Here is a 24,540-nt window from a genome sequence, read left to right on the forward strand (position 1 = left end):
GACATTTCCGGCGTCGGTTTTATTATTCGGGGCGGCATACATCCGCATACTGTTCAAAACTGCCCAGTAATAGGGCCAGCATTTGAAGGGATTTCCGGTGTGGCGGGCCATGCGGCAGGATTCTGCTGACGGATCAGGCTATTGCAGTTTTTTGCGGGCGGAATCGCGCAATCCGCTGGGGGGCTGGCCGGTATGCTGCGTGATGAAGCGTGTGAAATAGGCGGCGCTGCCAAAGCCCAGCCGGGCGGCAATGTCGCGAATGGGTATATCTGAAGTGATCAACAGTGTCCGTGCGGCGTGCAGCTGGCGCTCTGTCAGAAGGGACGCTGCGGTCTTGCCAGCGGCAGCTTTGCAGACCCGCGTCAGATGTGTCGGGGTCACGTTCAGGGCCTCGGCATGCGCAGCCATTGTGGTCTGGCAGCCCTGCACCCCGGAAATGCGCTGGCAGTAGGCCCGGCACAGGCGCAGCGCCGCAGATTGCCGAGGTGCCGTGTCCGGCTGACGTTGCAGAGCGACGGCTGCAAGCTCGCTATGGGCTTGCACGGCGCGGTGCCAATGCTGTCCTTGCGCAGCCTGCTCGCGGCTGATCGCCTCGAAGTGCCCGCCCAGGCCGGTTTGCTCCTGCAGGCTGGTGAAGCGCTTGTGCACAGGGGCTTCAGGAAAGGGCGGCAGCAAGGGGCCTGTCATCGATAGCACCTGGCCCAGGCACTGGCGGGAGAATTCGGCCGACCAAAGTGCCCCGGCCGGCACAAAAATGACACTATGCAGGCCGAAGCCGCGCTGCTCCCCATTCAGGAAGAAGCGGCCTTGCCCGCGCGTGATCCAGATCAGCAGGTGTTCGTTTCGGCTGTGGGCCAATGCGGTCTGCCAGCCGCCCTCCGGTGCCAGCCGGACCAGCGGCGCGGCATGGAACTCTCTGGGAAGATCTGAATCAAAGGGCATCAGCAATCTTAAGCAGCAGAACCGGTTTTGGTGGCCGCAGCAGGTCACGGATCGCTGATTCTGGCAAGTTTCCGCTTGCTGAAGGCTGAAATGATGAAAGTTTTAGGGGCTGGCGCGAGACGGTGCGGGCTCAATCGAGCGAGATCTGGTGCCAATCCTTCATCCGGGCGCGGAACCAGCTGCGCTGCCGTTTGGCGAACTGCCGGGTGGCGACGGCGGCACGCTCTTCCGCTTCCTCAAGCGTCAGGCGGCCGTCGGCGTAGCCCATCAGTTCCGGCACGCCTATGGCTTTGCAAGATGGCAGCGCGGGGTCATACCGGCTGCGCATGGCGTCGATCTCGGCCATCGCTCCCTGATCCAGCATCAGTTCGAAGCGTTTGCGGATGCGTTCCTCCAGCCATTGCTTGTCCGAGTTCAGAACCATTGCCGTGCAGTTCTGCAGCGGCAGCGCCGGGGCAGGGGTTTCGTCCTGCCAGCTGGCCAGGGGTCGTCCGGTGGCTTTCAGCACTTCCCAGGCGCGCTGTACCCGGGCGCGGTTCATCAGGTCGATGCGGCCCGCGGTCTCCGCATCCAGTTCTGCACGCAGCGCATCCAGCGGCAGGCTGTCGCCTTCGGCGCGCACCGCGGGCGGGGTGGCGGGGATTTCGGCCATGCCCTCTGTCAGGGCGGTGAAATAGAGACCGGTGCCGCCGACGATGATCAACCGTTCCGGCCCGTCCAGAAGCGGAAGCACCTCGCGCAGCCAGTGGCCGGCGGAATACTCAGCGTCGTAAGGCACATGGCCATAAAGCGCGTGCGGCGCCTGCGCCTCTTCCTCTGCCGAGGGGCGGGCGGTGATCACCCGCCAGCAATCATAGACCTGGCTGGCGTCTGCGTTGACAATGATTCCGCCCTGACGGGCCGCAATTTCCAGTGCCAGCGCGGACTTTCCAGAGGCAGTGGGGCCTGCGATCAGCACAGGTTTGCCGGGGTCGATTTCGGGCAGGTTCATCCAGGTGCGGTCCGTCTCTAAGGTCAGTTCCGCAAATATGCGCGGAAACTGCGCTGCGCGGATTGAAACCGGCAGCGAATTACTTCATTTTGCCGCGCAAATTAACCCTCACATCTTCTGGAGCGCAACATGCCTCAACCGCACGAAAAGCCGGAACTGGATCCGGCCGCCGCCTATAAACGCGTCATGCTGAAAATTTCGGGCGAGGCGCTGATGGGCGACCAGGGGTTCGGCCTGCATCCGCCGACCGTGCAGCGCATCGCCCGCGAGGTGAAAACCGTGCACGACATGGGGGTGGAAATCTGCATGGTGATCGGCGGCGGCAACATCTTCCGCGGGCTGTCCGGTTCGGCCCAGGGGATGGAGCGCACCACTGCCGATTACATGGGGATGATGGCCACCGTGATGAACGCGCTGGCAATGCAGTCGGCGCTGGAAGGCCTGGGGGTGTTCACCCGGGTGATCTCCGCGATCCGCATGGATGAGGTCGCTGAACCCTACATCCGCCGCCGCGCTGTGCGCCACCTGGAAAAGAAACGGGTCTGCATCTTTGCGGCCGGCACCGGCAACCCCTATTTCACCACCGACACTGCTGCGACGCTGCGCGCCAACGAGATGGCCTGCGAGGCGATCTTCATGGGCAAGAACGGGGTTGATGGCGTCTACGACAAGGACCCGGCGCAGCACGATGATGCGGTCCGTTATGACGAAATCAGTTATGACGACGTATTTGCCAAGCGGCTGAAGGTGATGGATGCCTCCGCCATCGCGCTTGCCCGCGACAACAACCTGCCTCTGATCGTGTTCCCGCTGGATGAGCCGGGCGGTTTCCGCGGCATTCTGGCGGGCAAGGGGACCTATACCAAGGTTCACGGCTGAGCTGCCGAGCAGCCGGCTGAAACCGCGGGCCGTGATCGCCCGCGGTTTTTTGTGATCTGACCTGAGTGCCTGTGCGGGGCTGATCCCGTGAATTCCGCGGCAGGCAGGCTAGATCGTGCATCACGGAGGGCGCGGCCAAAGCGCGGAGATGCCGCCCCGGCGGCACCAAATCCTCCGCTTGATCGCTATACATCAGCCTTCCAATGGCTTATGAGCCAATGGAAGACCGCCTCAGATAAGGGGAGAGAGCAGCATGTCTGATGATTTTGAACTGGATACCGACGATCTGAAACGCCGCATGGATGGCGCCATGGCCAACCTGCGCACCGAATTTGCGTCGCTGCGCACCGGCCGGGCTTCGGCCTCGATGCTGGAGCCGGTGATGGTGGATGCCTACGGCTCGCCGACGCCGATCAACCAGGTGGGCACCGTCAACGTGCCGGAGCCGCGCATGGTGACCATTAACGTCTGGGACAAGGGCCTGGTCGGCAAGGTGGAGAAGGCGATCCGCGAATCCGGCCTGGGCATCAACCCGCAGCTCAACGGCACCATCATCATGCTGCCGATCCCGGAGCTGAACGAGGAGCGCCGCCGCGAACTGGGCAAGGTGGCCGGCCAGTATGCCGAACACGCCCGGGTGTCGATCCGCAACGTCCGCCGCGATGGCATGGACCAGATCAAGAAGGCCAAGGCCGACGGCATGTCGGAAGACGATCAGAAGTTCTGGGAAGCCGAGGTGCAGGATCTGACCGACAAGATGATCAAGCATGTGGACGAGGCGCTTGAGACCAAGCAAGCCGAGATCATGCAGGTCTGACGGGCAGTATGCCAGGAGACACCAACCCGCACGCGAGTGCTGCCGGAGAAGTTCCGGCGGCCCGCTCCGGCCCGCGCCATGTGGCCATAATCATGGACGGCAACGGCCGCTGGGCGCAGGCCCGGGGCAGGCCGCGGCTGTTTGGCCACCATGCAGGTGCGCGCCGGGTCCGTGAAGTTGTCGAGTGCTGCCCAAGTCTGGGCGTGGAATACCTGACCATCTTTGCCTTCTCGACTGAGAACTGGAAACGGACGCAGGCCGAAGTTGCCGGTCTGATGAGCCTGTTCCGCCGCTACATCTCCAAGGAAATGAACGCCTTGGCTGAACAGAACGTCCGTGTGCGCTTTATCGGCGACCGGGTGCGGCTGGATGCCAAGCTGATTGATCTGATGGACAAGCTGGAGCGTAAGACCGAAGGCAACAGCGGCACCCAACTGACCATTGCGCTGAACTATGGCGGCCGGGATGAGGTCGCACGCGCAACCAAGCGGCTGGCGCGGGATGTGGCCGAAGGCCGGCTGGACCCTGATCACGTCGATGAGGAAACCCTGCCGCGCTATCTGGACACCCATGTGTTGCCGGATCCGGACCTGGTGATCCGCACCAGCGGCGAGGCGCGGATCTCGAACTTCCTGCTGTGGCAGTCGGCTTATGCGGAATATGAGTTCATCGACACGCTGTGGCCTGATTTCTCGGGCGAGGAGCTGGAGCGGCTGTGCAACAGCTATGGCCGCCGCGACCGCCGGTTCGGGGCGGTCAAGACATGAGTGCTGCCAAGGACCGCTGGGCGGACCTGCTGCCGCGGGCTGTATCTGCCATCGTGATGATTGCCGCAGGCGGTTTTGCGGTCTGGGCTGGCGGGTTCATTTTCAATGCTCTGATCGCGCTGTGCTGCGGCGGCATGGTGTGGGAGCTGGTACGGATGCTGATGCCGTCACGCAGCGGCACGGCGCTGCAGCTTGGCGCGATCTCAGCCGTTGCGGTACTGCTGGCGTCGCTGCTGCCCGCCCTGTGGGTGCTGCCGGTGCTGGCCGCACCTGTGGCCGCCGGTTTCAGTCAGATCCGTGAACGGCGGCAGTACTTCACCGGATTCGCGCTGTGGGTGCTGCTGGCAGGGTTCGGTTTTATCTGGCTGCGCGGCCAGATGGGCATGGCTTGGATGCTGTGGCTGATCTGCATCGTGGTTGCGACAGATGTGGCCGGGTATTTTGCGGGCAAGGCCCTTGGCGGACCCAAGTTCTGGCCCCGTGTCAGCCCCAAGAAAACCTGGAGCGGCACCGCGTCGGGCTGGATTGCGGCTGCCATTGTCGGGGCTGTCTTCGCCGCGCAGTTGGGGCAGGGCTTTGGCCTTGTCGTGCTGTCGGTTCTTCTGTCGATGGCCAGCCAGGCCGGCGATGTGGCGGAAAGCGCCCTGAAGCGCAAGATGGGCGTCAAGGATTCCAGCGCGCTGATTCCCGGCCACGGCGGGCTGTTTGACCGCTTTGACGGGATGCTGGGCGCAGCGGCCATGTTCCTGGCCGTCGCTGCCTTCTGGGGATAACCAGTCAGGAAAGACCATGCGGAAAATCTCGATCTTCGGCGCCACCGGGTCGATTGGACAGAACACCATCGACCTGATCCGCCGCGCGCCTGACGCCTATGACGTGGTGGCGCTCACCGGCGGAGCGAATATCGCCAGGCTGGCCGAAGACGCCATAGCCTTGCGTGCGGATGTTGCCGTTACCGCCTTTGAAGACCGCCTGCCGGATTTGCGGGCCGCGCTGGCGGGCTCTGATGTCGAAGCGGCAGCGGGGCAGGCGGCGCTGGTTGAGGCGGCGGCGCGCCCGGCAGACTGGATCATGTCGGCGATTGTCGGCGCTGCGGGGCTGGCCCCGGGGCTGGAGGCGCTGAAACACGGCACCACGCTGGCGCTTGCCAACAAGGAATCGCTGGTCTGCGCAGGCAGGCTGCTGCTGGAAACCGCGGAACAACACGGCGCCCGGCTGCTGCCGGTCGACAGCGAGCATTCGGCGGTGTTTCAGGGGCTGGTGGGGGAAGACATTGAAGCGGTTGAGCGGATTGTCATCACCGCATCGGGCGGTGCCTTCCGGGATTGGCCGCTGGAGGATCTGGCGAAGGCAAGCCTGGCGCAGGCGTCCTCGCATCCCAATTGGGACATGGGGCAGCGGATCACCATCGACAGCGCGTCCATGTTCAATAAGGCGCTGGAAGTCATTGAAACCAGGGAGTACTTCGGTGTCCGGCCCGAACAGATCGAGGTGCTGGTGCATCCCGAGTCCCTGGTGCACGCGCTGGTCGGTTTCAATGACGGCGCGCTGATGGCGCATCTGGGTGCTGCCGATATGCGCCATGCCATCGGCTATGCGCTGCACTGGCCCGCGCGCCAGAACCTGCCGGTGGAGCGGCTGGACCTGGCCCGCATCGGCCAGCTGAATTTCCGCGCCCCGGACCCGGCCCGCTATCCGGCGCTGCGCCAGGCCTATGAGGTGATGGAGCGGGGCGGGCTGATGGGCGCGGCGTTTAACGCGGCCAAGGAACAGGCGCTGGATGAGTTCATTGCCGGGCGCATCCGGTTCACCGATATGGCCGCCGTGACCGCTGCAGTGCTGGAGCGGATCGAGGCGGATGGCGGCCTCATAGATGCCGCAATGACACTTGATAACGTGACCCGGGTTGACCATGTCGCCAGGAAACAGGCGGCGCGCGCCGCAGAAGAACGCATAGGGTAGAATTTTGGACGTACTTTCTTTTGTCCCGCAGTTTGGCGGTTTTCTCTATACAATCGCCAGCTTTGTCGTCGCTTTGTCGGTGATCGTGGCGGTGCATGAATACGGCCACTATATCGTCGGCCGCTGGTCGGGCATTCATGCTGAGGTGTTCTCCATCGGGTTCGGCCCGGTGCTGTGGAGCCGGATGGACAAGCGCGGCACCCGCTGGCAAGTGGCGGCGCTGCCCTTTGGCGGTTACGTGAAATTCCTGGGCGATTCCGATGCGGCCTCCGGCAAGGATGCGCAGGCGATGGAGGCCGCCGCCGCGGATCCCGCCGCCCTGCGCCGGACCATGCACGGTGCGCCCTTGTGGGCGCGGGCGGCGACGGTTGCGGCAGGCCCAGTGTTCAACTTCGTGATGTCCGCCATCATCTTTACCGCTGTAGCGCTGTCGCAGGGCAATATGCGCGAACCTTTGACCATTGGAGCCCTGGCGCCGCTGCCCGGGCTCGAGAACGGTTTGCAGCAGGGGGATGAGCTGATCAGCGCAGGGGGAGTCCCTGTTCCGAACTACCAGGACAGCGATGCGTGGGAGGCATTCCGGCAGGCGCTGCCGCAGCAGCAGCCGCTGGAGTACGCCGTGCGCCGGGGCGGTGACGAGATCGTGGTCGACGGGCCCTTTCTGTATCCGCCTTACGTGCACGGCGTAGTGCCGCGCAGCGCGGCGGCTGATGCAGGGCTGCAGCCGGATGACGTGATTGTTGCAGTGGACGGCACCCCGCTGGTGTCTTTTGAGCAGCTGAAGGAACTGGTTGAAGCGGCTGACGGCAAGGTGCTGGTGCTGGATGTCTGGCGCGGCGGCGAAACCGTCGAAATGGCGCTGGCACCGCGGCGCACCGATGAGCCGCAGCCGGATGGCGGCTTTGCCACCCGCTGGCGGATCGGTATCGTCGGCGGGCTGGCCTTTTCGCCGGCAACCGAAGCCGCGGGATTTGGTGAAGCTCTTGCGGCAGGCAGCTATCAGGTTTGGGCGGTGGTGGAGACCTCGCTGTCTGGCCTGAAGCACATGATCACCGGGGCGATCAGCACCTGCAACCTGTCGGGCCCGATCGGCATTGCCGAAACCTCCGGCGCGATGGCCAGCCAGGGGGCGGAAAGCTTTATCCGCTTCATTGCGGTTCTTTCGACGGCAGTGGGCCTGCTGAACCTGTTTCCCATTCCCGCATTGGATGGCGGCCACCTGGTGTTCTATGCCTATGAGGCCGTTGCAGGGCGTCCGCCCAGCGACCGGGCGGTGCGGGTGCTGATGACCTTTGGCATAGCTGTGGTGCTGTCGCTGATGGTGTTTGCCTTGGGCAACGACCTGTTTTGCTGATCAACGACAGCTGAAGCACTAACAAAGGGCGGCCATAGTGCCGCCCAAGTGCTGCCACATTCCCCCGTTAACTTTTCCTCAACCTGCAGCCCGCGCGCTGAGCGCCGTGCTTGCGGGCGGGTGAAGAACTGGGGGATATCCGATGCACACACTCTCGCAATCCTATCGCGGCCTTGGCCTCTTGGTGCGCCTGAACTGGGACCGGGCACTGACTGGTTTCGCCATTGCCGGCGCGCTGACCGCAGGCACCTGGCTCGCCACTTTGTGATTCCCGCACCCGGCGCGCCAGCCCGCCGCGCCGGTTGCCCTCAAGTTGCGCCTTAGTTGGTTTTGACAAGCGCTTTCAAACCCGGTACGCACGTCGCAAAGCTGCTATAAAAATCGGGTTCTGAAAAATGGTTTGGGGGAAAATCGCAGGCAAGTCCTGTGTCGAGCGCAAGTCGGGCATCAATATCTTGTACCGCAAAGTTTCTGCTATTTCTCTGGCAGTTGCGCTGGGTTACGCGCTGGCACCGCTGCCGGCAGAAGCGCAAAGCTACCGCTTCAATTCGGTGCAGGTAGAGGGCAATCAACGCATTCAGACGTCGACCGTTGTCGCTTATACCGGCATCGAGCGCGGCCAGACGGTCAGCGCAGGCGAGCTGAACGACGCCTACCAGCGCATTCTTGACAGTGGCGTATTTGAAACAGTGGAAATCGTGCCGCGCGGCAGCACGCTGGTGATCAAGGTCACTGAGTTCCCGACCATCAATCAGATCAGTTTCGAAGGCAACAAGCGCCTCAAGGACGACGCGCTGGACCAAATCATCGAATCTGCGCCGCGCCGGGTGTTCAACCCTACGCAGGCAGAGCGTGACGCCGCCGCAATTGCCGAAGCCTACAGCGTGCAGGGGCGTTTGGCCTCGCGCGTGACCCCGCGGATCATCCGCCGCAGCAACAACCGCGTTGATCTGGTGTTCGAGATTTCCGAAGGCGACACCATCGAGGTGGAGCGCGTGTCGTTCACCGGCAACCGGGTCTATTCGGACCGCCGTCTGCGCCGGGTGCTGGAAACCAAGCAGGCCGGCCTGCTGCGCGGCTTCATCCGTTCCGACACCCTGATCGAGGACCGGCTGGAATTCGACAAGCAGGTGCTGCGCGACTTCTACCTGTCGCGCGGCTATGTCGACTTCCGGGTGAACAGCGCCAACGCAGAAGTGACCGAGGAACGCGACGCTGTGTTCCTGGTTGTTGACGTGACCGAAGGCCAGCAGTTCAAGTTCGGCAATATCACCGTCACCAGCGAAATGCCGGAAGCGGACGCGGATGAATTTGCCTCCACGCTGAAAATCAAGCCGGGCGTGACTTACACACCGTCCCTGGTCGAAAATGCGATCGACCGGATGGAAGGCCTGGCCGTCCGCAATGAGATCGATTTCCTGCGGGTTGAGCCGCGGGTCACCCGCAATGACCGTGACCTGACCCTGGACATTGAATTCGTGCTGACGCGCGGCCCGCGCGTTTTTGTCGAACGGATCGACATCGAAGGCAACACCACCACCCTGGACCGGGTTGTCCGCCAGCAGTTTGCCTCTGTTGAAGGCGACCCCTTCAACCCGCGCTCCATCCGCAACAGCGCGGAGCGGATCCGCGCGCTGGGTTTCTTTGCCAATGCGGACGTCGAAACCCGCGAAGGCAGCTCCGCCGATCAGGTGATTGTCGATGTGGATGTCGAAGAACAGCCGACCGGCTCGCTGAACCTCGGCGGTGCCTACTCGGTCACCGACGGCTTTGGTCTGAGCATCGGCCTGACGGAAAACAACTTCCTTGGCCGCGGCCAGCGGCTGTCGCTGAATATCGCAACCGCGACGGAATCCGACTCCTACGTGCTGGGCTTCACCGAACCTTACCTGCTGGGCCGGAAACTGCGGTTTGATCTGGACCTGGGCCTCAATGAAACCGACTCCAGTTTCTCCGAATACAAGACCAAGCGCGTCTTCTTCCAGCCTGCGCTAACGTTCGATACCGGCGAGGATACCTCGCTGCAGGTCCGTTACACTTGGGACGCGGACGAGATGCAGTTTGACGACGATGACACCAACCAGAATCTGGCTGGCCCGATTATCCGCAGCGAGATTGGGCAGGGTGAACGGAATGCCAGCGCAATTGGCTTTACCTACCGGTATGACAGCCGCCTGACCGGGCTCGATCCGACTGCTGGTTTCCTGGTTGAAATCGGCGCTGACTATGCAGGTCTGGGCGGGGATTCCGAATACGTCAAGGCAACCACAAAACTCGTTGCTCAGAAACAGATTTGGAACGAAGAAGTCACCATCCGCGCCACGCTGGAGGCTGGTGCTTTCCAATGGGAAGGTAGCGGAAACAGCCGGACGATCGACCGCTTTGTTCTGACACCTTCCGTCATGCGCGGGTTTGAGCCGGGTGGTATCGGGCCGCGGGATCGGTCCTCTGGCGGTCCCAATGGCCCTTACAACGACTTCCTGGGCGGCAACTACTATGCGGTTGCGCGGTTCGATGCGGAATTCCCGCTTGGCCTGCCGGAAGAACTGGGCATGCGCGGCGGCCTGTTCTATGACGTCGGTGGCCTCTGGGGCCTGGAGAATGTTGACACAATTGCAAGCAACAGCATTGTCGGCCACGAAAAGTCTTTCCGCCATGTTGTTGGTGTCTCGCTTCTTTGGACCACCGGGTTCGGCCCGCTGCGGTTCAACTTCTCCAAAGCCCTCAAGAAAGAGGACTTTGACGAGGAGCAGAGCTTTGACCTGACCTTGCAGGCGAGGTTCTGATCTGGTGCGGCAGCCGAAGCCCGGAGCCAGGGCAGCGCTGGGGCTTGCCCTAGCGCTGATCTGCGCCGGCACTGCACCCGTCCGCGCACAGGAGGCTGCGGGCAGCAGCGGGGCCGAATTTCAGCTGGGGCTGCCGCAAAGCGGCATCCTCACGATTCAGCCGGACCGGCTGTTCTCGGAAAGCGCCTTTGGCAAGCGGGTGGAACGCGAGATCGAGGCCGAAGGCGCGGTTCTGACCGCGGAGAACCGCCGTATCGAGGCGGAACTGCGTAAGGAGGAGCTGGACCTGACCGAACGGCGCAGCGAGATGGAGCCGGAAGCTTTCCGCGCTCTGGCGGATGCCTTTGATGAGAAAGTCCAGGAAACCCGCCGCCGCCAGGACCAGAAGCTGCGCGAGATAACCCAGATGGGCGAGGATGCCCGGCGGGAGTTCATTAAGGCGTCTCTGCCGGTGCTGCAGCAAATCATGCGGGAAGCCGGGGCTGGGGCGATCCTTGATCATTCCTCGGTGTTTCTGAGTGCCGACGCGGCCGACATCACGGCCTTGGCAATCGCCCGGATCGATGCCGTTCTGGGTGACGGCGCCGCAGATGAGGACGGCGACCGCTGAGTGCGCGAACTTGCCCAAAGCCTGTCCGCTTGCTAGGGACAGCGCAGTATTCTTGACGTAAATGGGAAACCAAGCATGACCACCGAGCTGCAAAGCGCTGACATTCAACTGATCCAGCGGATCCTGCCGCACCGTTATCCGTTCCTGCTGGTCGACAAGGTGGTCGACATCGACAGCTATAAATCGGCGCGCGGCATCAAGAATGTCACCATGAACGAGCCGCATTTCCAGGGTCATTTTCCGGGCACGCCGATTATGCCGGGCGTGACCATCGTCGAGGCGATGGCGCAGACCGCCGGCGTGATGCTGGGGGTCGGCATGGATATGGTCGACACCGACCTGCTGATCTATTTCATGAACATCGACAAGTGCAAGTTCCGCCGCAAGGTGGTGCCGGGCGACGTGCTGGAGATGCATGTGGAAACCCTGCGCGGCAAGCCGGGCGGCAAGATCTTCAAGTTCCTGGGCCGTGCGACGGTTGAGGGCGAAGTGGCTGCAGAGGCTGAATTTACCGCAATGGTCGACCGCCAGGCCGAGGAAAGCTGAAATGAGCAAGATCCACCCCAGTGCCGTGATTGAAGAGGGTGCCAAGCTTGGAAAGGACTGCGAGATCGGCCCGTTCTGCGTGGTTGGCCCCGAGGCGGTTCTGGGGGACAGGGTTGTTCTGAAATCCCATGTAGTTGTCACCGGCGATACCGAAATCGGTGACGAGACCGTGGTGTTCCCCTTTGCGGTGCTGGGGGAGATCCCGCAGGACCTGAAGTTCAAAGGCGAGAAGTGCAAGACCGTGATCGGCAAGCGCAACCGCATCCGCGAGCATGTGACGGTGAATGCCGGCACCGAGGGCGGCGGCGGCGTGACGCGTATTGGCGATGACGGTCTTTTCATGGCCGGCTGCCATATCGCCCATGACGCCCAGGTCGGCGACCGGGTGATCGTGGTGAACTCTGCCGCTGTGGCGGGGCACTGCGTGCTGGAGGACGATGTAATCATCGGCGGGTTGTCCGGCATCCATCAATGGGTGCGGATCGGCAAGGGCGCGATCATCGGCGCGGTTACCATGGTGACCAACGACGTGATTCCCTATGGCCTGGTGCAGGCGCAGCGCGGCGAGCTGGACGGCTTGAACCTGGTCGGCCTGAAGCGCCGCGGCGTCGCCCGCAGCGACATCACCGCCTTGCGCGCAGCGTTTCAGATGCTGGCCCAGGGCGAAGGAACCTTCCAAGAGCGCGCCAAGCGGCTGGGGGATGAGACCGACAGTGAATATGTGCAGCGTATTGTTGCCTTCATCACCGGCGGAAGCGACCGCTCCTTCCTGACTCCGGGGGGCTGATGCGATGCTGGCAGTGATTGCAGGCACCGGCGCGCTGCCGGCAGAAGTGGCCGCGCATGCGCCGGGCCGCCCGCTGATCTGTGCAATGGCAGGGGCTAAACCGGACATGGTCGATCCGGAAATCACCTTCCGCTTTGAACAGCTCGGCAGTTTTCTGGAGCGGCTGAAGGCGGCGGAAGTGACCGAGATTTGCCTGGCTGGCGCTGTGCGCCGCCCGCATATTGATCCCTCTTCTATTGATGCGGCCACGATGCCGCTGGTGCCGGTGCTGCAAGCGGCGCTTGCGGCTGGTGACGATGGGGCCTTGCGCGCGATTATCGGGATTTTCGAACAGGCAGGCTTTGCCGTCCGCGCGGCTCATGAGGTGGCGCCGGGGCTTCTGATGGCTGCGGGTGTGCCGACCAAAGTGCAGCCCGGTGAACTGGACAAGGCAGACGCTGAACGCGGCGCGGAGATCGTCGTGGCCATGTCTGCGGCTGACATCGGCCAGTCCTGCGCCGTGCGCAAAGGGCAGGCGATTGCGGTCGAAAACCTGTTTGGCACTGACTGGATGCTGACCTCGCTGCAGCATCGTCCGGACGGGCAGGGCGGTCTCTTGTTCAAGGCGCCGAAACCGGCACAGGACCGCCGCGCCGATCTGCCCACCATTGGTGTGGAGACGGTCGAAGCCGCGGCTAAAGCCGGGCTGTCCGGCATTGTGCTGGAGGCGGGCGGTGTCATCGTTCTGGATCAGGACGCGGTGATTGCGGCCTGCGACCGGCTGGGCTTGTTCCTCTGGCTGCGCGAGGCATGAGCCTGCGGGTCTTTATCCTGGCGGGCGAGCCTTCGGGCGACCGGCTGGGCGGAGCGCTGATGGCAGGCCTGAAACAACTGTCACCCGGCGTACAATTCGATGGCATCGGCGGGACGCTGATGGCGGAGCAGGGGCTGGTATCGCGCTTTCCAATGGATGAGTTGTCGGTCATGGGGCTGGCGGAGGTGCTGCCCAAGTACCGCCACCTGAAGCGCCGGATCCGGGAAACGGCAGAGGCCGTGATCGAAACAAAGCCGGATGTGCTGATTACCATCGACAGCCCGGACTTTAGTTTGCGCGTTGCGCGGCTGGTCAAGGATCGCAGCAAAATCCGCACCGTGCATTATGTGGCGCCCTCGGTCTGGGCGTGGCGGCCCAAACGGGCCGGGAAAATGGCTGAAGTCATTGATCACGTTCTGGCACTACTGCCGTTCGAGCCGCCCTACATGGAAGCGGCGGGCATGGAGTGCGACTTCGTCGGCCACCCGGTTGTGGCGGAGCCTCAGGCCACGGATGCAGAGATCCAGGCCTTCCGCAGTGAATTCGGTTTGGGTGATGCGCCGTTTGTCTTGGCACTGCCCGGATCGCGCCGGTCTGAAGTTTCGCGGCTGGCGCCGGACTTTGGCGGGGCTCTGGAGCAATTTTGCGCAAAGCATCCAGATTACCGGATTGTGATTCCTGCCGCCGCGCCCGTCGCGGGTCTGGTGCAAGACGCACTCAAGGATTGGCCGGCGGGCACTGTCATGGTTGATCCGAACCGGTACACTCCGGACCGTGCCAAAGCGCATAAACGCGCCGCCTTTGCCTCCGCCAGCCTGGCGCTGGCTGCCTCTGGTACCGTTTCGCTGGAACTGGCCGCCGCCCGTACGCCGATGGTGATTGCCTATAAGTTTCAATGGCTGACCTGGCAAATCATGAAGCGCATGGCGCTGATCGACACGGTGACGTTGGTCAACCTGGTGAGCGATACGCGGGTGGTGCTGGAATGCCTGGGGCCGGACTGCACGCCGGAGAACATCTCCGCCCGGCTGGAGGAATCTGCCGGAAATCCCAGTGCTCAGCGGGAAGCGATGGAACTGACCATGCAGCGCTTGGGACAGGGCGGAGAAGAGCCCGGTCTGCGCGCCGCCCGTGCGGTTCTTGACCGGTTGCCCGGCAGGTAAGCCGTAAGCGCGCCGGATGCAAAGCCTCCGCCGCGCGGAGTGCGCCGCTCCGCAGCCGCAGAACGCAGACGGCTGGGAAACACGAGAATTTTGCAGGATATTCTGCTGAGAAGCACCTAAGGGCAGGTCTGCCCTTAAGGCGCTCTTCCGATTTTGTTTTGAAGATGCCGCGTCAAGGGCAAGCCGCGCCTGCCGCGCGGAGGCTTCGCCTCCCTTGACCCGGCGGGCAGTGGATCAGTAGCCGCGCCAGATCCAGCCGCCGCCGAAGATGCGGCTGCCCTCGCTGGCGTAGAACACGCAAGCCTGGCCGGGGGAGACGCCTTCTTCCGGCGTCAGCAGCTCTACCTCGGCAGTGGTCTCAGTCAGCGGCCGGATGATCGCCTCGCGCGGCGGGTGGGTGGAGCGGACCTTGACCTTCAGATGCCATTCTTTGCGGCTTGTGAAGGGGTCATCGCCCAGCCAGTTGATCTCGCGCACCGGGATGGTGCGGGTGGCCAGCAGCTCCTTGGGGCCGACAACCACCTGTTTTGTGTCCACATCCAGTTTCACCACATAAAGCGGTTCGCTGAGCCCGCCGATGCCGAGGCCGCGGCGCTGGCCGATGGTATAGTGGATGACGCCCTCGTGGCTGCCCAGCACCCGGCCGTCGGAATGCACGATCTCGCCCGGCTCCGCTGCGCCGGGGCGCAGTTTCTCGATCACGCTGGCATAGTTGCCGTCCGGCACGAAACAGATGTCCTGGCTGTCGGGTTTGTCCGCCACCGCCAGGCCGTACTGGGCCGCCATCTCGCGGGTGGCGTCCTTGGAAGGCAGGTGGCCCAGCGGGAAGCGCAGGTAATCGAGCTGCTCCGGCGTGGTGGAGAACAGGAAGTAGCTCTGGTCGCGGTTGGCGTCTTCAGCAGAATGCAATTCCGGCCCGTGCTCGCCCATCTTGCGCTGGATGTAATGACCGGTCGCCATGCAGTCGGCCTCCAGATCCTTGGCGGTTTCCAGGAGATCCTTGAACTTCACCCGCTCATTGCAGCGGATGCAGGGTACCGGGGTTGCACCAGCCAGATAGCTGTCGGCGAACTCGTCAATCACCGCATCCTTAAAAATGTTCTCATAATCCAGAACGTAGTGCGGGAAGCCGCGTTCCTCTGCCACGCGCCGCGCATCATGGATATCGATGCCCGCGCAGCAGGCGCCTTTTTTCGCCAGGGCCGCGCCGTGATCGTAGAGCTGCAGCGTCACGCCGACCACGTCATAGCCCTGATCGGCCAAATATGCAGCAACAACAGAGCTGTCGACGCCGCCGGACATGGCCACCACCACCCGGGTTTCCGAGGGCGGTTTGGCAAAGCCGAGTGAATTGAGTTCCGTGTCGTGGTCCAGCGCCATGGGGCAGCTCCTGAAGGCAAGGGGGCAGGCGCCGCAGAATATATGAAAATCCTAAGGACTCTCAAGGGGCGTGGTTCATGCGGCGTTAAGCCTGTTGGGAAATTCTGGTGCCAGACCCAACGAACAAGATCTTCAGAGGGAAGAAAGATGTTTTTGAAGAAAGTCGACGGGCCGCGGGCAGTCACCCTGCCGGACGGCACCATCATGACCCGGGCGGATTTGCCGCCGGAAACCACCAAGCGCTGGGTGGCCTCGCGCAAGGCAGCTGTGGTGCGCGGTGTGCTGTATGGGCTGCTGCCCCAGAAGGAGGCAATGCGCCGCTACGGCCTGAGCGAGGAAGAGTTCCGCAGCTGGGTTGCAGCCGTTGCCGATCATGGCGAAGAGGCCCTGAAAACCACACGTCTCAAGAAATTCCGTGATCAGGACGCAAAATAAATCAGGCCGCCCTTGAGTTGAAATTCTAAATTAACCATCATGGTAACGAGGCATTAACTTTTTTCCACCAAGGTTAACGCGACCTGAGGGAAACAGTGTACAGGCGGAGAAAATAATATGCGCATTCTGCTGGTTGAGGATGATCCGACCACGGCCAAGAGCATCGAGCTGATGCTGACCCATGCCAACCTGAACGTTTATACGACGGATCTGGGGGAGGAAGGGATCGATCTGGCGAAACTATACGACTATGACCTGATCCTCTTGGATCTGGGGCTGCCGGATATGAACGGCCATGAGGTGCTGCGCCAGCTGCGCATGTCCCGCATCGAAACGCCCATTCTGATCCTGTCCGGTGCGGACGATACCGACAACAAGATCAAGGGCTTCGGCTTTGGCGCGGATGACTATCTGACCAAACCCTTCCACCGCGAGGAACTGGTGGCGCGGATCCACGCGATTATCCGCCGGTCCAAGGGCCATTCGCAGTCGATCATCAAGACCGGCAAGATCGCGGTCAATCTGGACGCCAAGACGGTGGAGGCCGGCGGCAAGGCGGTGCATCTGACCGGCAAGGAATACCAGATGCTGGAGCTTCTGTCCCTGCGCAAGGGTACCACGCTGACCAAGGAGATGTTCCTGAACCATCTTTATGGCGGCATGGATGAACCGGAACTGAAAATCATCGATGTTTTCATCTGTAAGTTGCGTAAGAAACTCAGCAACGCGACAGACGGCGAAAACTACATCGAAACTGTCTGGGGCCGCGGCTATGTGCTGCGTGATCCGCAGGAAGATCATATGTCAGGCGGTCAGCGGATGGCTGTCGGCGCCTGAAAGGAAGAACACCCGGGTGGCGCGTGATGATGCGCCACCGGTTGCAAAGACCTGCCTTTGGGCGGGTCTTTTTGTTTTTAACGGCTGCAGTGCGCCGACTGTCAGATGCGCTGGACGCGGCGCGCGTGGAGCCTTATCACCGGAGGGGAGAACGAAGAGGGACCGCGCGTGGCAGAATTGACAGAAAAAGACGTGGCCAGCCTGACAGCAGATGACGCTAAGGCGGAATTTGAGGCGATTGAAGAGCAGTTGCGGGCGGCTGATCTGACCTATCACCAGGACGACGCGCCGGAGATCAGTGATGCAGAATATGATTCGCTTAAGCGCCGCTACCGGGCTCTTGCGGATGCTTTCCCTGAACTCGCGGAAGCGGCCACCCAGCTGGACGCGGTCGGCGCGCCTGCCGCGTCCGGCTTTGGCAAGATCACTCATTCCGTTCGGATGCTGTCGCTGGGCAATGCCTTTGAGGATGAAGACGTCGCGGATTTCGACCGCAGCATCCGCAAGTACCTCGGCCTCAGCCCGGCGGATGCCCTGGCCTTCACGGCGGAGCCTAAAATTGACGGGCTGTCGCTGTCCCTGCGCTATGAAAACGGCACGCTGATCCAGGCGGCGACCCGCGGCGATGGCAGCATTGGCGAGAACGTGACCGCCAACGCCCGCACCATTGCCGACATCCCGCAGCAATTGGAAGGGGCGCCGGACGTTCTGGAAGTGCGCGGCGAAGTTTACATGAGCCACGCGGATTTCGAGGCGCTGAATGCCCGGCACGAGGAACGCGGCGGCAAGACCTTTGCCAATCCGCGCAATGCGGCTGCGGGCTCCTTGCGGCAGCTGGATGCGGAAATCACCCGTGCGCGGCCCTTGCGGTTCTTTGCCTACAGCTGGGGAGAGCTGAGCGAACCGCTGGCAGAGACCCAGATAGAGGCAATCGAACGGCTGAAGTCCCTGGGCTTTCAGACCAATCCGCTGACCCGGCTCTGTGCGTCCACCGAGGAGATGATCAACCACTACCGCAGCATAGAGGAACAGCGCGCGACGCTCGGCTATGACATCGACGGCGTGGTTTACAAGGTCAACGACCTGGCGCTGCAGGGACGGCTTGGGTTCCGCTCCACCACACCCCGCTGGGCGATTGCGCACAAATTCCCAGCCGAACTTGCCTGGACCCGGCTGGAGGCCATCGACATTCAGGTCGGCCGCACAGGTGCGCTCAGCCCGGTGGCGCGGCTCACCCCGGTGACGGTTGGCGGGGTGGTGGTGTCCAACGCCACGCTGCACAATGAGGACTACATTCAGGGGCGCGATTCAAAGGGCGAGGAAATCCGCGGCGGCAAGGACATCCGCATCGGTGATTGGGTGCAGATCTACCGCGCCGGCGATGTGATCCCCAAGGTGGCCGATGTGGATCTGGCCAAACGCCCGGATGGCGCAGAACCTTACCAGTTCCCGCACATCTGCCCGGAGTGCGGCAGCCCGGCGGAACGGGAAGAGGGCGATGCGGTGCGCCGCTGCTCCGGCGGCATCATCTGCCCCGCCCAGGCGGTGGAGAAGCTGAAGCATTTTGTTTCCCGCGCAGCCTTTGACATCGAAGGGCTGGGCGCCAAGCAGGTGGAGCAGTTCCACGGTGATGAATGGATCAAGGAGCCTGCAGATATCTTTGATCTGCAAGCAAATTATGGGTCTGGCCTGCAGCAGCTGAAAAACCGCGAGGGCTGGGGAGAGAAGTCCGCCGAGAACCTGTTTGCGGCGATTGAGGAAAAGCGAACCATCCCGCTGGCCAAGCTGATTTTTGCCCTTGGCATCCGCCACGCTGGCGAGGTTGCAGGCCGCGATCTGGCGCTGCACTACCGGGATTGGCAGGCAATGGCGGAGGCGATTGATACTGCCCGCCCGGCTGCGCTGGCCCACCGGGCCGCGGATGAAGCCGAAGAGGCGGAGCGTCAAGCCGCAGCTGACGAAGGCAGGCGCGCGAAGATCTCTGAAACCCGTGCGGCAGCCGTTGCGGCTTGCAATGTTCCCGCGGACGCCTCGTCTGCCTGGGCCGACCTCATTGGCGTGGACGGGATCGGCGCAGTTTTGGGCCTTTCCCTGTCCGACGCCTTTGCCAACGCAGAGGAGCGCGCGGCGTTTGACCGGCTGGTGGCAAAACTCACCATCGTGCCGCCGGATGCCCCGGCCGCGGACAGCCCGGTGGCTGGAAAGACCGTGGTCTTCACCGGCACGCTGGAGAAGATGACCCGGGCCGAAGCCAAGGCGCGGGCAGAGGCGCTGGGGGCCAAGGTTTCCGGCTCAGTCTCCAAGAAGACCGACATCCTGGTGGCGGGTCCGGGCGCTGGCTCCAAGGCCAAGAAGGCGGCGGAACTAGGTATCCGGACTATGGACGAAGACGGCTGGCTGGAGCTGATCGCAGAGGCATGAGCGGGCGTCCCGAGATCCTGTTTCCGCTGTTTGCCGGCGCTGAGACCCTGCAGGGTGTCGGCCCGAAAACGGCGCAGAGCCTCAGCCAGATTGATATCGAAACGCCGCGGGATCTGCTGTTTTCGCTGCCGTATTCGGTGGTGGACCGGCGCCGCCGCGACACCATCCTCGGGGTAGAGTTGCCCGCCACTGTGACGGTGGAGGTGACCATTGGCCGTCACCGCCCGGCGCGCAATCGCGGCGGGGCCTACCGCATTCATGTGGAGGACGCGGAGACCGAGTTCCAGCTGGTCTTCTTCCACGGCCGTAGCCGCTACCTCGAGGCGCAGTTGCCCGAAAGCGCCCGGCGGGTGGTCTCGGGTAAGCTGGAGCTGTTCGATGGCCTCGCGCAGATGGTGCATCCGGACCACATGCTGCCGGTGGAAGAGGCGCATGGCATCCCGGAGTTTGAACCGGTCTACAGCCTGACCCACGGGGTCACGCAAAAGACTATGTACAAAGCGGCGCAAAGCGCGCTGGCGCGGATGCCGGAACTGGCAGAGTGGATCGACCCGGCGCAGATGCTGCGGGAAAACTGGCCCGCCTGGCATGAGGCGCTCCAGTTTGCCCATACGCCGCAAGGCCCCGATGACCTCAGCCCGCAGGCGCCGGCACGGGCGCGCCTGGCCTATGACGAGCTGTTTGCACACCAGCTGACCCTGGCGCTGGCGCGCCAGAAGGAGCGCAAGGCGCGTGGCATCCAAAGTGCGGCCACCGGACGGTTGCAGTCCAAGGTGCTGCAGGCGCTGCCGTACCGGCCAACAGGCGCACAGGCCCGCGCGATCGAGGAAATCTCTGCCGATATGGCGGCGGACAAGCGCATGAACCGCCTGCTGCAAGGGGATGTGGGGGCCGGGAAAACATTGGTTGCTTTCATGGCCTTGCTGGTTGCTGTTGAAGCGGGCGGTCAGGGGGTGATGATGGCCCCAACCGGCATTCTGGCGCAGCAGCACATGGAAGGGCTTGCACCGCTGGCCGAAGACGCGGGCGTGGTGATCGAGATCCTGACGGGCCGCGACAAGGGCGCTGAGCGAAAGGCAAAATTGGCGGCGCTGAAGCGCGGCGATATTCACATTCTGGTCGGCACTCATGCAGTGTTCCAGCATGACGTGGAATTCCGTGACCTGCGCCTTGCGATTGTCGATGAACAGCACCGCTTCGGCGTGCGCCAGCGGATGGAGCTGGCGGAAAAGGGCAAGGGCGCCGACGTTCTGGTGATGACCGCGACACCGATCCCGCGCTCGCTGGCGCTGGCGCAGTATGGCGACATGGATGTCTCGGTGCTGGATGAGAAACCGCCGGGGCGCAAGCCGGTCAAGACAGCCGTGATCAGTACGGAGCGGATGCAGGAGGTGGTGGACCACCTGCGCAAGGCGATTGCCGAGGGGCGGCAGTGCTACTGGGTTTGCCCGCTGGTGGACGAATCCGAGCTGAGCGACCTGACGGCGGCGGAAGAACGCTTCAAGCACCTGCGCGCTATTCTCGGCGAAGGAACAGTTGGACTGGTGCACGGCCAGATGCCCCCCTCTGAGAAGGACGCGGCGATGGCGGCGTTTGTTGAAGGAAAGACAAAGGTTCTGGTGGCCACCACGGTGATTGAGGTCGGGGTGAACGTGCCCAATGCCTCGATCATGGTGATTGAGCGGGCCGAGATTTTCGGCCTGGCCCAGCTGCACCAGCTGCGCGGGCGGGTGGGGCGTGGAAGTGCCGAGTCGACCTGTCTCCTGATGTACCAGCCGCCGCTGACCGAGGGCGGCCGAAAGCGGCTGGAGGTGCTGCGCGAGACCGAAGACGGGTTCCGGATCTCCGAGACCGACCTTCAGATGCGCGGGGCGGGCGATATGATCGGCACCGCGCAATCCGGGCTGCCGCGATTCCAAATCGCCGACCTGGAACGACAGGCCGGGCTGATGGCAGTGGCGCAAAGCGACGCGCGGGCGCTGCTGGCGGCTGATCCCAAGCTGGAGGGGGAGCGCGGCAAGGCGGCGCGCGTTCTGTTGTGGCTGATGAAACAGGATCAGGCGATCCGTTTGATTTCAGTGGGTTAGCCTCCGCTCCCGCGACTGTTCCGCTGCGGTGTTCTCATGTGTTCGCAAATGTTCTCAAAAAGTTCTTTACAGGCGCGCCTGAAAATGAGAACAAAGAGGCAACAAGATTGCCAGAGAGCAGCGACACAGACTGGAGGAGGCCCGAGCCATGATTGCACAGATCAAGACCACCATTCAAAACGCCCATTCAACCCTGCTGCAGGACGCCATCGGTGCGGCCTCGCTGATGGTGATGCTGGTGGCGGCGCTGCACCTGCCGGGGCTGTTCTGACGCCTGTACCGTTTTCCTGAATGCCTCTGCTGTGCCGGGCCGGCCCTTTCCTGTCCCGGACTGTTCTTAGGGGATCAACCGCCTGTACAGATCCCCCTCGGCCCGATCTTCGACTGAATTGCCTCAAGATCCTGCCTGGCCCGCCCGGGTCCCGCACAACAGAGCATGACTGCCGCCGCCATCTGCCCGGATGTGCGGCGGTTTTTTCATTGGTGCGGGGCATAGAAAGCCAAAGCCCTGCAAGAATGCAGGGCAGTCTGGTGCTCATTGCTGTGAGCGTTTTGTGCCGCGGACCTAGTGCCTCAGGCGCATTGCTCCTTGGCAGCGGTCTGCATCGCTTCCAGAGTTGCCTCCAGCGCCAGCATGATCGAGGCGTGGCGGTTCTTGAATTCCTTTGCAGGCTGCAGAACTTCCAGCCCGTCAAACGGCGCATCAGGGACCGGTCCGTCCTGGGTCAGCATGGCCTTGAGCTGATTGCGGGCGGTTTCAACCTCTTCCTGCGAGCGGCCAATGACATTGGCGCCTACCACCGCGGCAGAGGCCTGACCCAGGGCACAGGCCTTCACGTCCTGACCGAAATCCGTGATCCGGCCATCCTCAACCTTGACGTCGACGGTCACGGCAGAGCCGCACAAGGGCGATCGTTTCTTGACCGTGGCGTCCGGCGCCTGCAACCGGTCGAGGTGCGGAATGTCGGCTGCCAGCGCCAGAATGCGCGAGGAATACAGCTTGATCAGATCACTATCGCCAGACATTGCTTTCCCGGTCTTTCCCATTTTGCAGGTTCCCCATACATAGGGAGCCGAACAGCAGATGCAAAAGGTTTTTAGACATGTCCTTTGATCCCGCCAGCCTGACCTACAACGATGCCGGGCTGATCCCTTGCATTGCGCAGGACGACGCCTCCGGCGAGGTGCTGATGATGGCCTGGATGAATGCCGATGCGGTGGCGAAGACGCTTGAGACCGGCAAAGTCACCTATTGGTCGCGCTCGCGGCAGTCGTTCTGGATCAAGGGCGAGACCTCTGGCCACGTGCAGGAACTGGTGGATCTGCGGATTGACTGCGACCGTGACTGCCTTCTGGCACTGGTGCGCCAGACCGGTGCGGCCTGCCACACCAACCGGCGGACCTGTTTCTATACCGCGGTGCGGGACGGGGAAGAGGTTGAGCTGATGAAGCCGATGGAATAACGGCCCTGGCGGGCCGTGCCTCCGGCGGGGATATTTTCAGCCAGAAAGAAGCGGCAGGCCCACCATTTCGCGGATGTCTTGCGGGGTGGCCCCTTCGGCGCGGTATTTGGCGATGGCGCGGGCGTCGTCGCGTTTGGCGAGGCGTTTGCCGTTCTCATCGCGGATCAGATGGTGGTGGTGGTAAATGGGTGTGGGCAGGTCCAGCAGGCATTGAAGCAGGACGTGGATTTGGGTTGCCTCGAAAAGGTCTGCACCGCGCACCGCATGTGTGATGCCCTGGTCCGCGTCATCCATCACCACCGACAGGTGGTAGGAACTGCCCATGTTGCGGCGCACCAGAATGATGTCGCCAACACCTGAGATCAGCGCGTCAGGGTCCAAAGCATGCGCGCCCTGGAACTCCGGCCCGGTCTCCGCGAAGCTTCGCAAACCGGCGGCGCGGACCGCTTTCTCCATATTCAGGCGGATCACGTCCCGGTCCGCGGTCTCCGATGGCAGGCGGCTGCGGCAGGTGCCAGGGTAGATGCGTCCGTCCGGGCCGAACTGCGGCACCCCTTCCTGCGGCGCGCCGGCAGCCGCCTCGATATCAGCACGGTTGCAGCGGCAGGGATAGGTGAGGCCCATCGCAGTCAGCTGTTTGAGTGCTGCCCGGTAACGGTGCAACCGCTCCGACTGGCGCATCACCGGTTTCGGCCACCTGAGGCCAAGCCAGTGAAGGTCCTCATATATTTGCGCCTCCCATTCGGCACGCGCGCGCGACTGGTCTATGTCTTCGATGCGCAGCAGGAAGGTGCCGCCCTCGGCCACGGCCATGTCATGCGCCAGAAGCGCCGAATAGGCATGGCCCAGGTGCAACGGTCCGGTTGGCGACGGTGCGAAACGTGTGGTGAATGTCACGCTTTCTCAATTACATAAACGGTGGACTTCAGGTTGATGCCGGGGAGGTGATCCCCGTGTTCCCGGAATAGCAGCCGTGCTGCTGAACAGTCCAGCCATTCATTGAGCTTGCCGGTGTAGGCATGGTCCGCCAGCGCGTGATCGTTGTAGGAAAAGGCGAACAATCCGCCGCGCGGCAGGGCGTGCATGATCGTGTCGAACACCGCGGGCGGCGCTGCGCCTGTGCCCAGAACGCCGCAGCCGGTGATCAGGCGGTAGGCGCCGTGCGGGATCGGCTGTTTCGCCGCGGGATCGATCCGCGTCAGCGTGCGGTAGGCGTCCTTGCTGCGGGCCTGTTCCAGCATTTCTTCCGACGGCTCCATGCCGTCCACGGTTTCAAACCCCTGCAGCCGCAAGGCCAGACCAGCCAATCCGGTTCCGCAGCCGAAATCCAGCACGGGCTCGCTCATGTCGGTTTGGTATTTTGCCAAAGCCTGGGCAATCCGCCCCGGTGTTGCGTAACCGTTTTCGGCAATCTCAGCGTCATAGGAAGCGGCCCATTGGTCATAGTGCTCCAGGGTCGCTTCCGGTGTTTCAAGGCCGTACGCCTTGTCCAGAAACTTTTCGCTCATGGGAAAAGTTTA

Annotated in this window: 25 protein-coding genes; 19 read left to right on the forward strand and 6 right to left on the reverse strand. The window is 62.8% G+C overall.

From position 1 onward, the window contains the following. Positions 1–138: 138 nt before the first annotated feature. Together RA24_RS15550 and miaA are read right to left on the reverse strand one after the other, a co-directional pair. Positions 139–942: a helix-turn-helix transcriptional regulator gene (locus RA24_RS15550; protein WP_039193053.1), complete on the reverse strand. Its 804-nt coding sequence runs from the start codon at positions 940–942 to the stop codon at positions 139–141. A gap of 130 nt (positions 943–1,072) precedes the next feature. Further along, entirely contained in the window at positions 1,073–1,933 is an 861-nt protein-coding gene (miaA, locus tag RA24_RS15555; protein WP_039192745.1) for a tRNA (adenosine(37)-N6)-dimethylallyltransferase MiaA, read from the reverse strand. A gap of 129 nt (positions 1,934–2,062) precedes the next feature. Between miaA and pyrH the strand changes: the two genes are divergently transcribed. The 13 genes from pyrH (at position 2,063) to lpxB (ending at position 14,397) form a co-directional block, all read left to right on the forward strand. Then, positions 2,063–2,812 (forward strand): UMP kinase, encoded by a 750-nt coding sequence (gene pyrH, locus RA24_RS15560; protein WP_039192747.1) that lies wholly within the window; start codon positions 2,063–2,065, stop codon positions 2,810–2,812. A 253-nt stretch (positions 2,813–3,065) separates the two neighbouring features. Continuing rightward, a complete protein-coding gene (gene frr / locus RA24_RS15565; RefSeq protein WP_039192749.1) occupies positions 3,066–3,629 on the forward strand; it encodes a ribosome recycling factor in 564 nt (187 codons plus the stop codon). A gap of 8 nt (positions 3,630–3,637) precedes the next feature. After that, positions 3,638–4,396 (forward strand): isoprenyl transferase, encoded by a 759-nt coding sequence (locus RA24_RS15570; protein WP_039192752.1) that lies wholly within the window; start codon positions 3,638–3,640, stop codon positions 4,394–4,396. After that, complete coding sequence (locus RA24_RS15575) at positions 4,393–5,169, forward strand: phosphatidate cytidylyltransferase (protein ID WP_019296158.1); 777 nt, start codon at positions 4,393–4,395, stop codon at positions 5,167–5,169. Before RA24_RS15570 ends, RA24_RS15575 begins: the two co-directional genes overlap by 4 nt. Positions 5,170–5,185: 16 nt before the next feature. Continuing rightward, on the forward strand, positions 5,186–6,358 hold the full coding sequence (gene dxr, locus RA24_RS15580; RefSeq protein WP_039192755.1) for a 1-deoxy-D-xylulose-5-phosphate reductoisomerase: 1,173 nt from the start codon (positions 5,186–5,188) through the stop codon (positions 6,356–6,358). A 4-nt stretch (positions 6,359–6,362) separates the two neighbouring features. Then, entirely contained in the window at positions 6,363–7,712 is a 1,350-nt protein-coding gene (rseP, locus tag RA24_RS15585; RefSeq protein ID WP_019296160.1) for an RIP metalloprotease RseP, read from the forward strand. Positions 7,713–7,854: 142 nt separating this feature from the next. After that, complete coding sequence (locus RA24_RS22920) at positions 7,855–7,980, forward strand: hypothetical protein (protein ID WP_275041215.1); 126 nt, start codon at positions 7,855–7,857, stop codon at positions 7,978–7,980. A 127-nt stretch (positions 7,981–8,107) separates the two neighbouring features. Then, positions 8,108–10,498 (forward strand): outer membrane protein assembly factor BamA, encoded by a 2,391-nt coding sequence (gene bamA / locus RA24_RS15590; protein ID WP_039192757.1) that lies wholly within the window; start codon positions 8,108–8,110, stop codon positions 10,496–10,498. A gap of 4 nt (positions 10,499–10,502) precedes the next feature. Beyond that, a complete protein-coding gene (locus RA24_RS15595) occupies positions 10,503–11,108 on the forward strand; it encodes an OmpH family outer membrane protein (protein WP_039192760.1) in 606 nt (201 codons plus the stop codon). 75 nt (positions 11,109–11,183) lie between these two features. Further along, the gene (fabZ, locus tag RA24_RS15600) at positions 11,184–11,654 is read left to right on the forward strand and encodes a 3-hydroxyacyl-ACP dehydratase FabZ (RefSeq protein WP_019296164.1); all 471 of its coding nucleotides are present in this window, start codon (positions 11,184–11,186) and stop codon (positions 11,652–11,654) included. Position 11,655: 1 nt separating this feature from the next. Further along, the gene (lpxA, locus tag RA24_RS15605) at positions 11,656–12,441 is read left to right on the forward strand and encodes an acyl-ACP--UDP-N-acetylglucosamine O-acyltransferase (RefSeq protein WP_039145743.1); all 786 of its coding nucleotides are present in this window, start codon (positions 11,656–11,658) and stop codon (positions 12,439–12,441) included. A gap of 4 nt (positions 12,442–12,445) precedes the next feature. After that, positions 12,446–13,234 carry an LpxI family protein gene (locus RA24_RS15610; RefSeq protein WP_039192762.1) on the forward strand — a complete coding sequence of 263 codons (789 nt, stop codon included), beginning with the start codon at positions 12,446–12,448 and terminating at the stop codon, positions 13,232–13,234. Further along, a complete protein-coding gene (gene lpxB / locus RA24_RS15615) occupies positions 13,231–14,397 on the forward strand; it encodes a lipid-A-disaccharide synthase (RefSeq protein ID WP_039192765.1) in 1,167 nt (388 codons plus the stop codon). The genes RA24_RS15610 and lpxB overlap by 4 nt, the downstream gene beginning before the upstream one ends. Before the next feature lie 234 nt (positions 14,398–14,631). On the opposite strand, the gene mnmA is transcribed toward lpxB, so the two are convergent. Then, the gene (mnmA, locus tag RA24_RS15620; RefSeq protein WP_039192767.1) at positions 14,632–15,777 is read right to left on the reverse strand and encodes a tRNA 2-thiouridine(34) synthase MnmA; all 1,146 of its coding nucleotides are present in this window, start codon (positions 15,775–15,777) and stop codon (positions 14,632–14,634) included. A gap of 147 nt (positions 15,778–15,924) precedes the next feature. On the opposite strand from mnmA, the gene sciP reads away from it, so the two are divergent. From sciP to RA24_RS22925, 5 genes are all read left to right on the forward strand, one after another. Beyond that, entirely contained in the window at positions 15,925–16,212 is a 288-nt protein-coding gene (sciP, locus tag RA24_RS15625; protein ID WP_019296169.1) for a CtrA inhibitor SciP, read from the forward strand. A 117-nt stretch (positions 16,213–16,329) separates the two neighbouring features. Beyond that, on the forward strand, positions 16,330–17,049 hold the full coding sequence (gene ctrA, locus RA24_RS15630) for a response regulator transcription factor CtrA (protein ID WP_019296170.1): 720 nt from the start codon (positions 16,330–16,332) through the stop codon (positions 17,047–17,049). Between the two features lie 168 nt (positions 17,050–17,217). Further along, positions 17,218–19,470, forward strand: a complete 2,253-nt coding sequence (gene ligA / locus RA24_RS15635; protein ID WP_052269610.1) for an NAD-dependent DNA ligase LigA — start codon at positions 17,218–17,220, stop codon at positions 19,468–19,470. Beyond that, complete coding sequence (recG, locus tag RA24_RS15640) at positions 19,467–21,557, forward strand: ATP-dependent DNA helicase RecG (RefSeq protein ID WP_039192770.1); 2,091 nt, start codon at positions 19,467–19,469, stop codon at positions 21,555–21,557. Before ligA ends, recG begins: the two co-directional genes overlap by 4 nt. A 148-nt stretch (positions 21,558–21,705) precedes the next feature. After that, positions 21,706–21,828 (forward strand): hypothetical protein, encoded by a 123-nt coding sequence (locus RA24_RS22925; RefSeq protein WP_019296173.1) that lies wholly within the window; start codon positions 21,706–21,708, stop codon positions 21,826–21,828. A gap of 302 nt (positions 21,829–22,130) precedes the next feature. Here the strand turns inward: RA24_RS22925 and RA24_RS15645 are convergent, their stop codons facing one another. Continuing rightward, positions 22,131–22,583: an iron-sulfur cluster assembly scaffold protein gene (locus RA24_RS15645; protein ID WP_019296174.1), complete on the reverse strand. Its 453-nt coding sequence runs from the start codon at positions 22,581–22,583 to the stop codon at positions 22,131–22,133. Between the two features lie 77 nt (positions 22,584–22,660). Between RA24_RS15645 and hisI the strand changes: the two genes are divergently transcribed. Continuing rightward, positions 22,661–23,020 (forward strand): phosphoribosyl-AMP cyclohydrolase, encoded by a 360-nt coding sequence (hisI, locus tag RA24_RS15650; protein ID WP_019296175.1) that lies wholly within the window; start codon positions 22,661–22,663, stop codon positions 23,018–23,020. A 36-nt stretch (positions 23,021–23,056) separates the two neighbouring features. Here the strand turns inward: hisI and gluQRS are convergent, their stop codons facing one another. After that, complete coding sequence (gene gluQRS / locus RA24_RS15655) at positions 23,057–23,917, reverse strand: tRNA glutamyl-Q(34) synthetase GluQRS (protein ID WP_039192773.1); 861 nt, start codon at positions 23,915–23,917, stop codon at positions 23,057–23,059. Beyond that, positions 23,914–24,528 carry a class I SAM-dependent DNA methyltransferase gene (locus RA24_RS15660; RefSeq protein WP_039145756.1) on the reverse strand — a complete coding sequence of 205 codons (615 nt, stop codon included), beginning with the start codon at positions 24,526–24,528 and terminating at the stop codon, positions 23,914–23,916. The genes gluQRS and RA24_RS15660 overlap by 4 nt, the downstream gene beginning before the upstream one ends. Positions 24,529–24,540 lie beyond the last annotated feature (12 nt).

Source organism: Leisingera sp. ANG-M6 (genome assembly GCF_000813905.1).
GTDB lineage: Bacteria > Pseudomonadota > Alphaproteobacteria > Rhodobacterales > Rhodobacteraceae > Leisingera.

Excerpts from the sequence above, each read along its gene's own strand:
- recG (WP_039192770.1), top strand. The coding sequence starts at position 19,467 with ATGAGCGGGCGTCCCGAGATCCTGTTTCCGCTGTTTGCCGGCGCTGAG.
- lpxA (WP_039145743.1), top strand. The coding sequence starts at position 11,656 with ATGAGCAAGATCCACCCCAGTGCCGTGATTGAAGAGGGTGCCAAGCTT.
- RA24_RS22920 (WP_275041215.1), top strand. The coding sequence starts at position 7,855 with ATGCACACACTCTCGCAATCCTATCGCGGCCTTGGCCTCTTGGTGCGC.
- miaA (WP_039192745.1), bottom strand. The coding sequence starts at position 1,933 with ATGAACCTGCCCGAAATCGACCCCGGCAAACCTGTGCTGATCGCAGGC.
- RA24_RS15550 (WP_039193053.1), bottom strand. The coding sequence starts at position 942 with ATGCCCTTTGATTCAGATCTTCCCAGAGAGTTCCATGCCGCGCCGCTG.
- sciP (WP_019296169.1), top strand. The coding sequence starts at position 15,925 with ATGTTTTTGAAGAAAGTCGACGGGCCGCGGGCAGTCACCCTGCCGGAC.
- dxr (WP_039192755.1), top strand. The coding sequence starts at position 5,186 with ATGCGGAAAATCTCGATCTTCGGCGCCACCGGGTCGATTGGACAGAAC.
- lpxB (WP_039192765.1), top strand. The coding sequence starts at position 13,231 with ATGAGCCTGCGGGTCTTTATCCTGGCGGGCGAGCCTTCGGGCGACCGG.
- RA24_RS15645 (WP_019296174.1), bottom strand. The coding sequence starts at position 22,583 with ATGTCTGGCGATAGTGATCTGATCAAGCTGTATTCCTCGCGCATTCTG.
- pyrH (WP_039192747.1), top strand. The coding sequence starts at position 2,063 with ATGCCTCAACCGCACGAAAAGCCGGAACTGGATCCGGCCGCCGCCTAT.
- mnmA (WP_039192767.1), bottom strand. The coding sequence starts at position 15,777 with ATGGCGCTGGACCACGACACGGAACTCAATTCACTCGGCTTTGCCAAA.
- RA24_RS15575 (WP_019296158.1), top strand. The coding sequence starts at position 4,393 with ATGAGTGCTGCCAAGGACCGCTGGGCGGACCTGCTGCCGCGGGCTGTA.
- RA24_RS15610 (WP_039192762.1), top strand. The coding sequence starts at position 12,446 with ATGCTGGCAGTGATTGCAGGCACCGGCGCGCTGCCGGCAGAAGTGGCC.
- ctrA (WP_019296170.1), top strand. The coding sequence starts at position 16,330 with ATGCGCATTCTGCTGGTTGAGGATGATCCGACCACGGCCAAGAGCATC.
- RA24_RS15660 (WP_039145756.1), bottom strand. The coding sequence starts at position 24,528 with ATGAGCGAAAAGTTTCTGGACAAGGCGTACGGCCTTGAAACACCGGAA.
- fabZ (WP_019296164.1), top strand. The coding sequence starts at position 11,184 with ATGACCACCGAGCTGCAAAGCGCTGACATTCAACTGATCCAGCGGATC.
- frr (WP_039192749.1), top strand. The coding sequence starts at position 3,066 with ATGTCTGATGATTTTGAACTGGATACCGACGATCTGAAACGCCGCATG.
- bamA (WP_039192757.1), top strand. The coding sequence starts at position 8,108 with ATGGTTTGGGGGAAAATCGCAGGCAAGTCCTGTGTCGAGCGCAAGTCG.
- hisI (WP_019296175.1), top strand. The coding sequence starts at position 22,661 with ATGTCCTTTGATCCCGCCAGCCTGACCTACAACGATGCCGGGCTGATC.
- RA24_RS15570 (WP_039192752.1), top strand. The coding sequence starts at position 3,638 with ATGCCAGGAGACACCAACCCGCACGCGAGTGCTGCCGGAGAAGTTCCG.
- RA24_RS22925 (WP_019296173.1), top strand. The coding sequence starts at position 21,706 with ATGATTGCACAGATCAAGACCACCATTCAAAACGCCCATTCAACCCTG.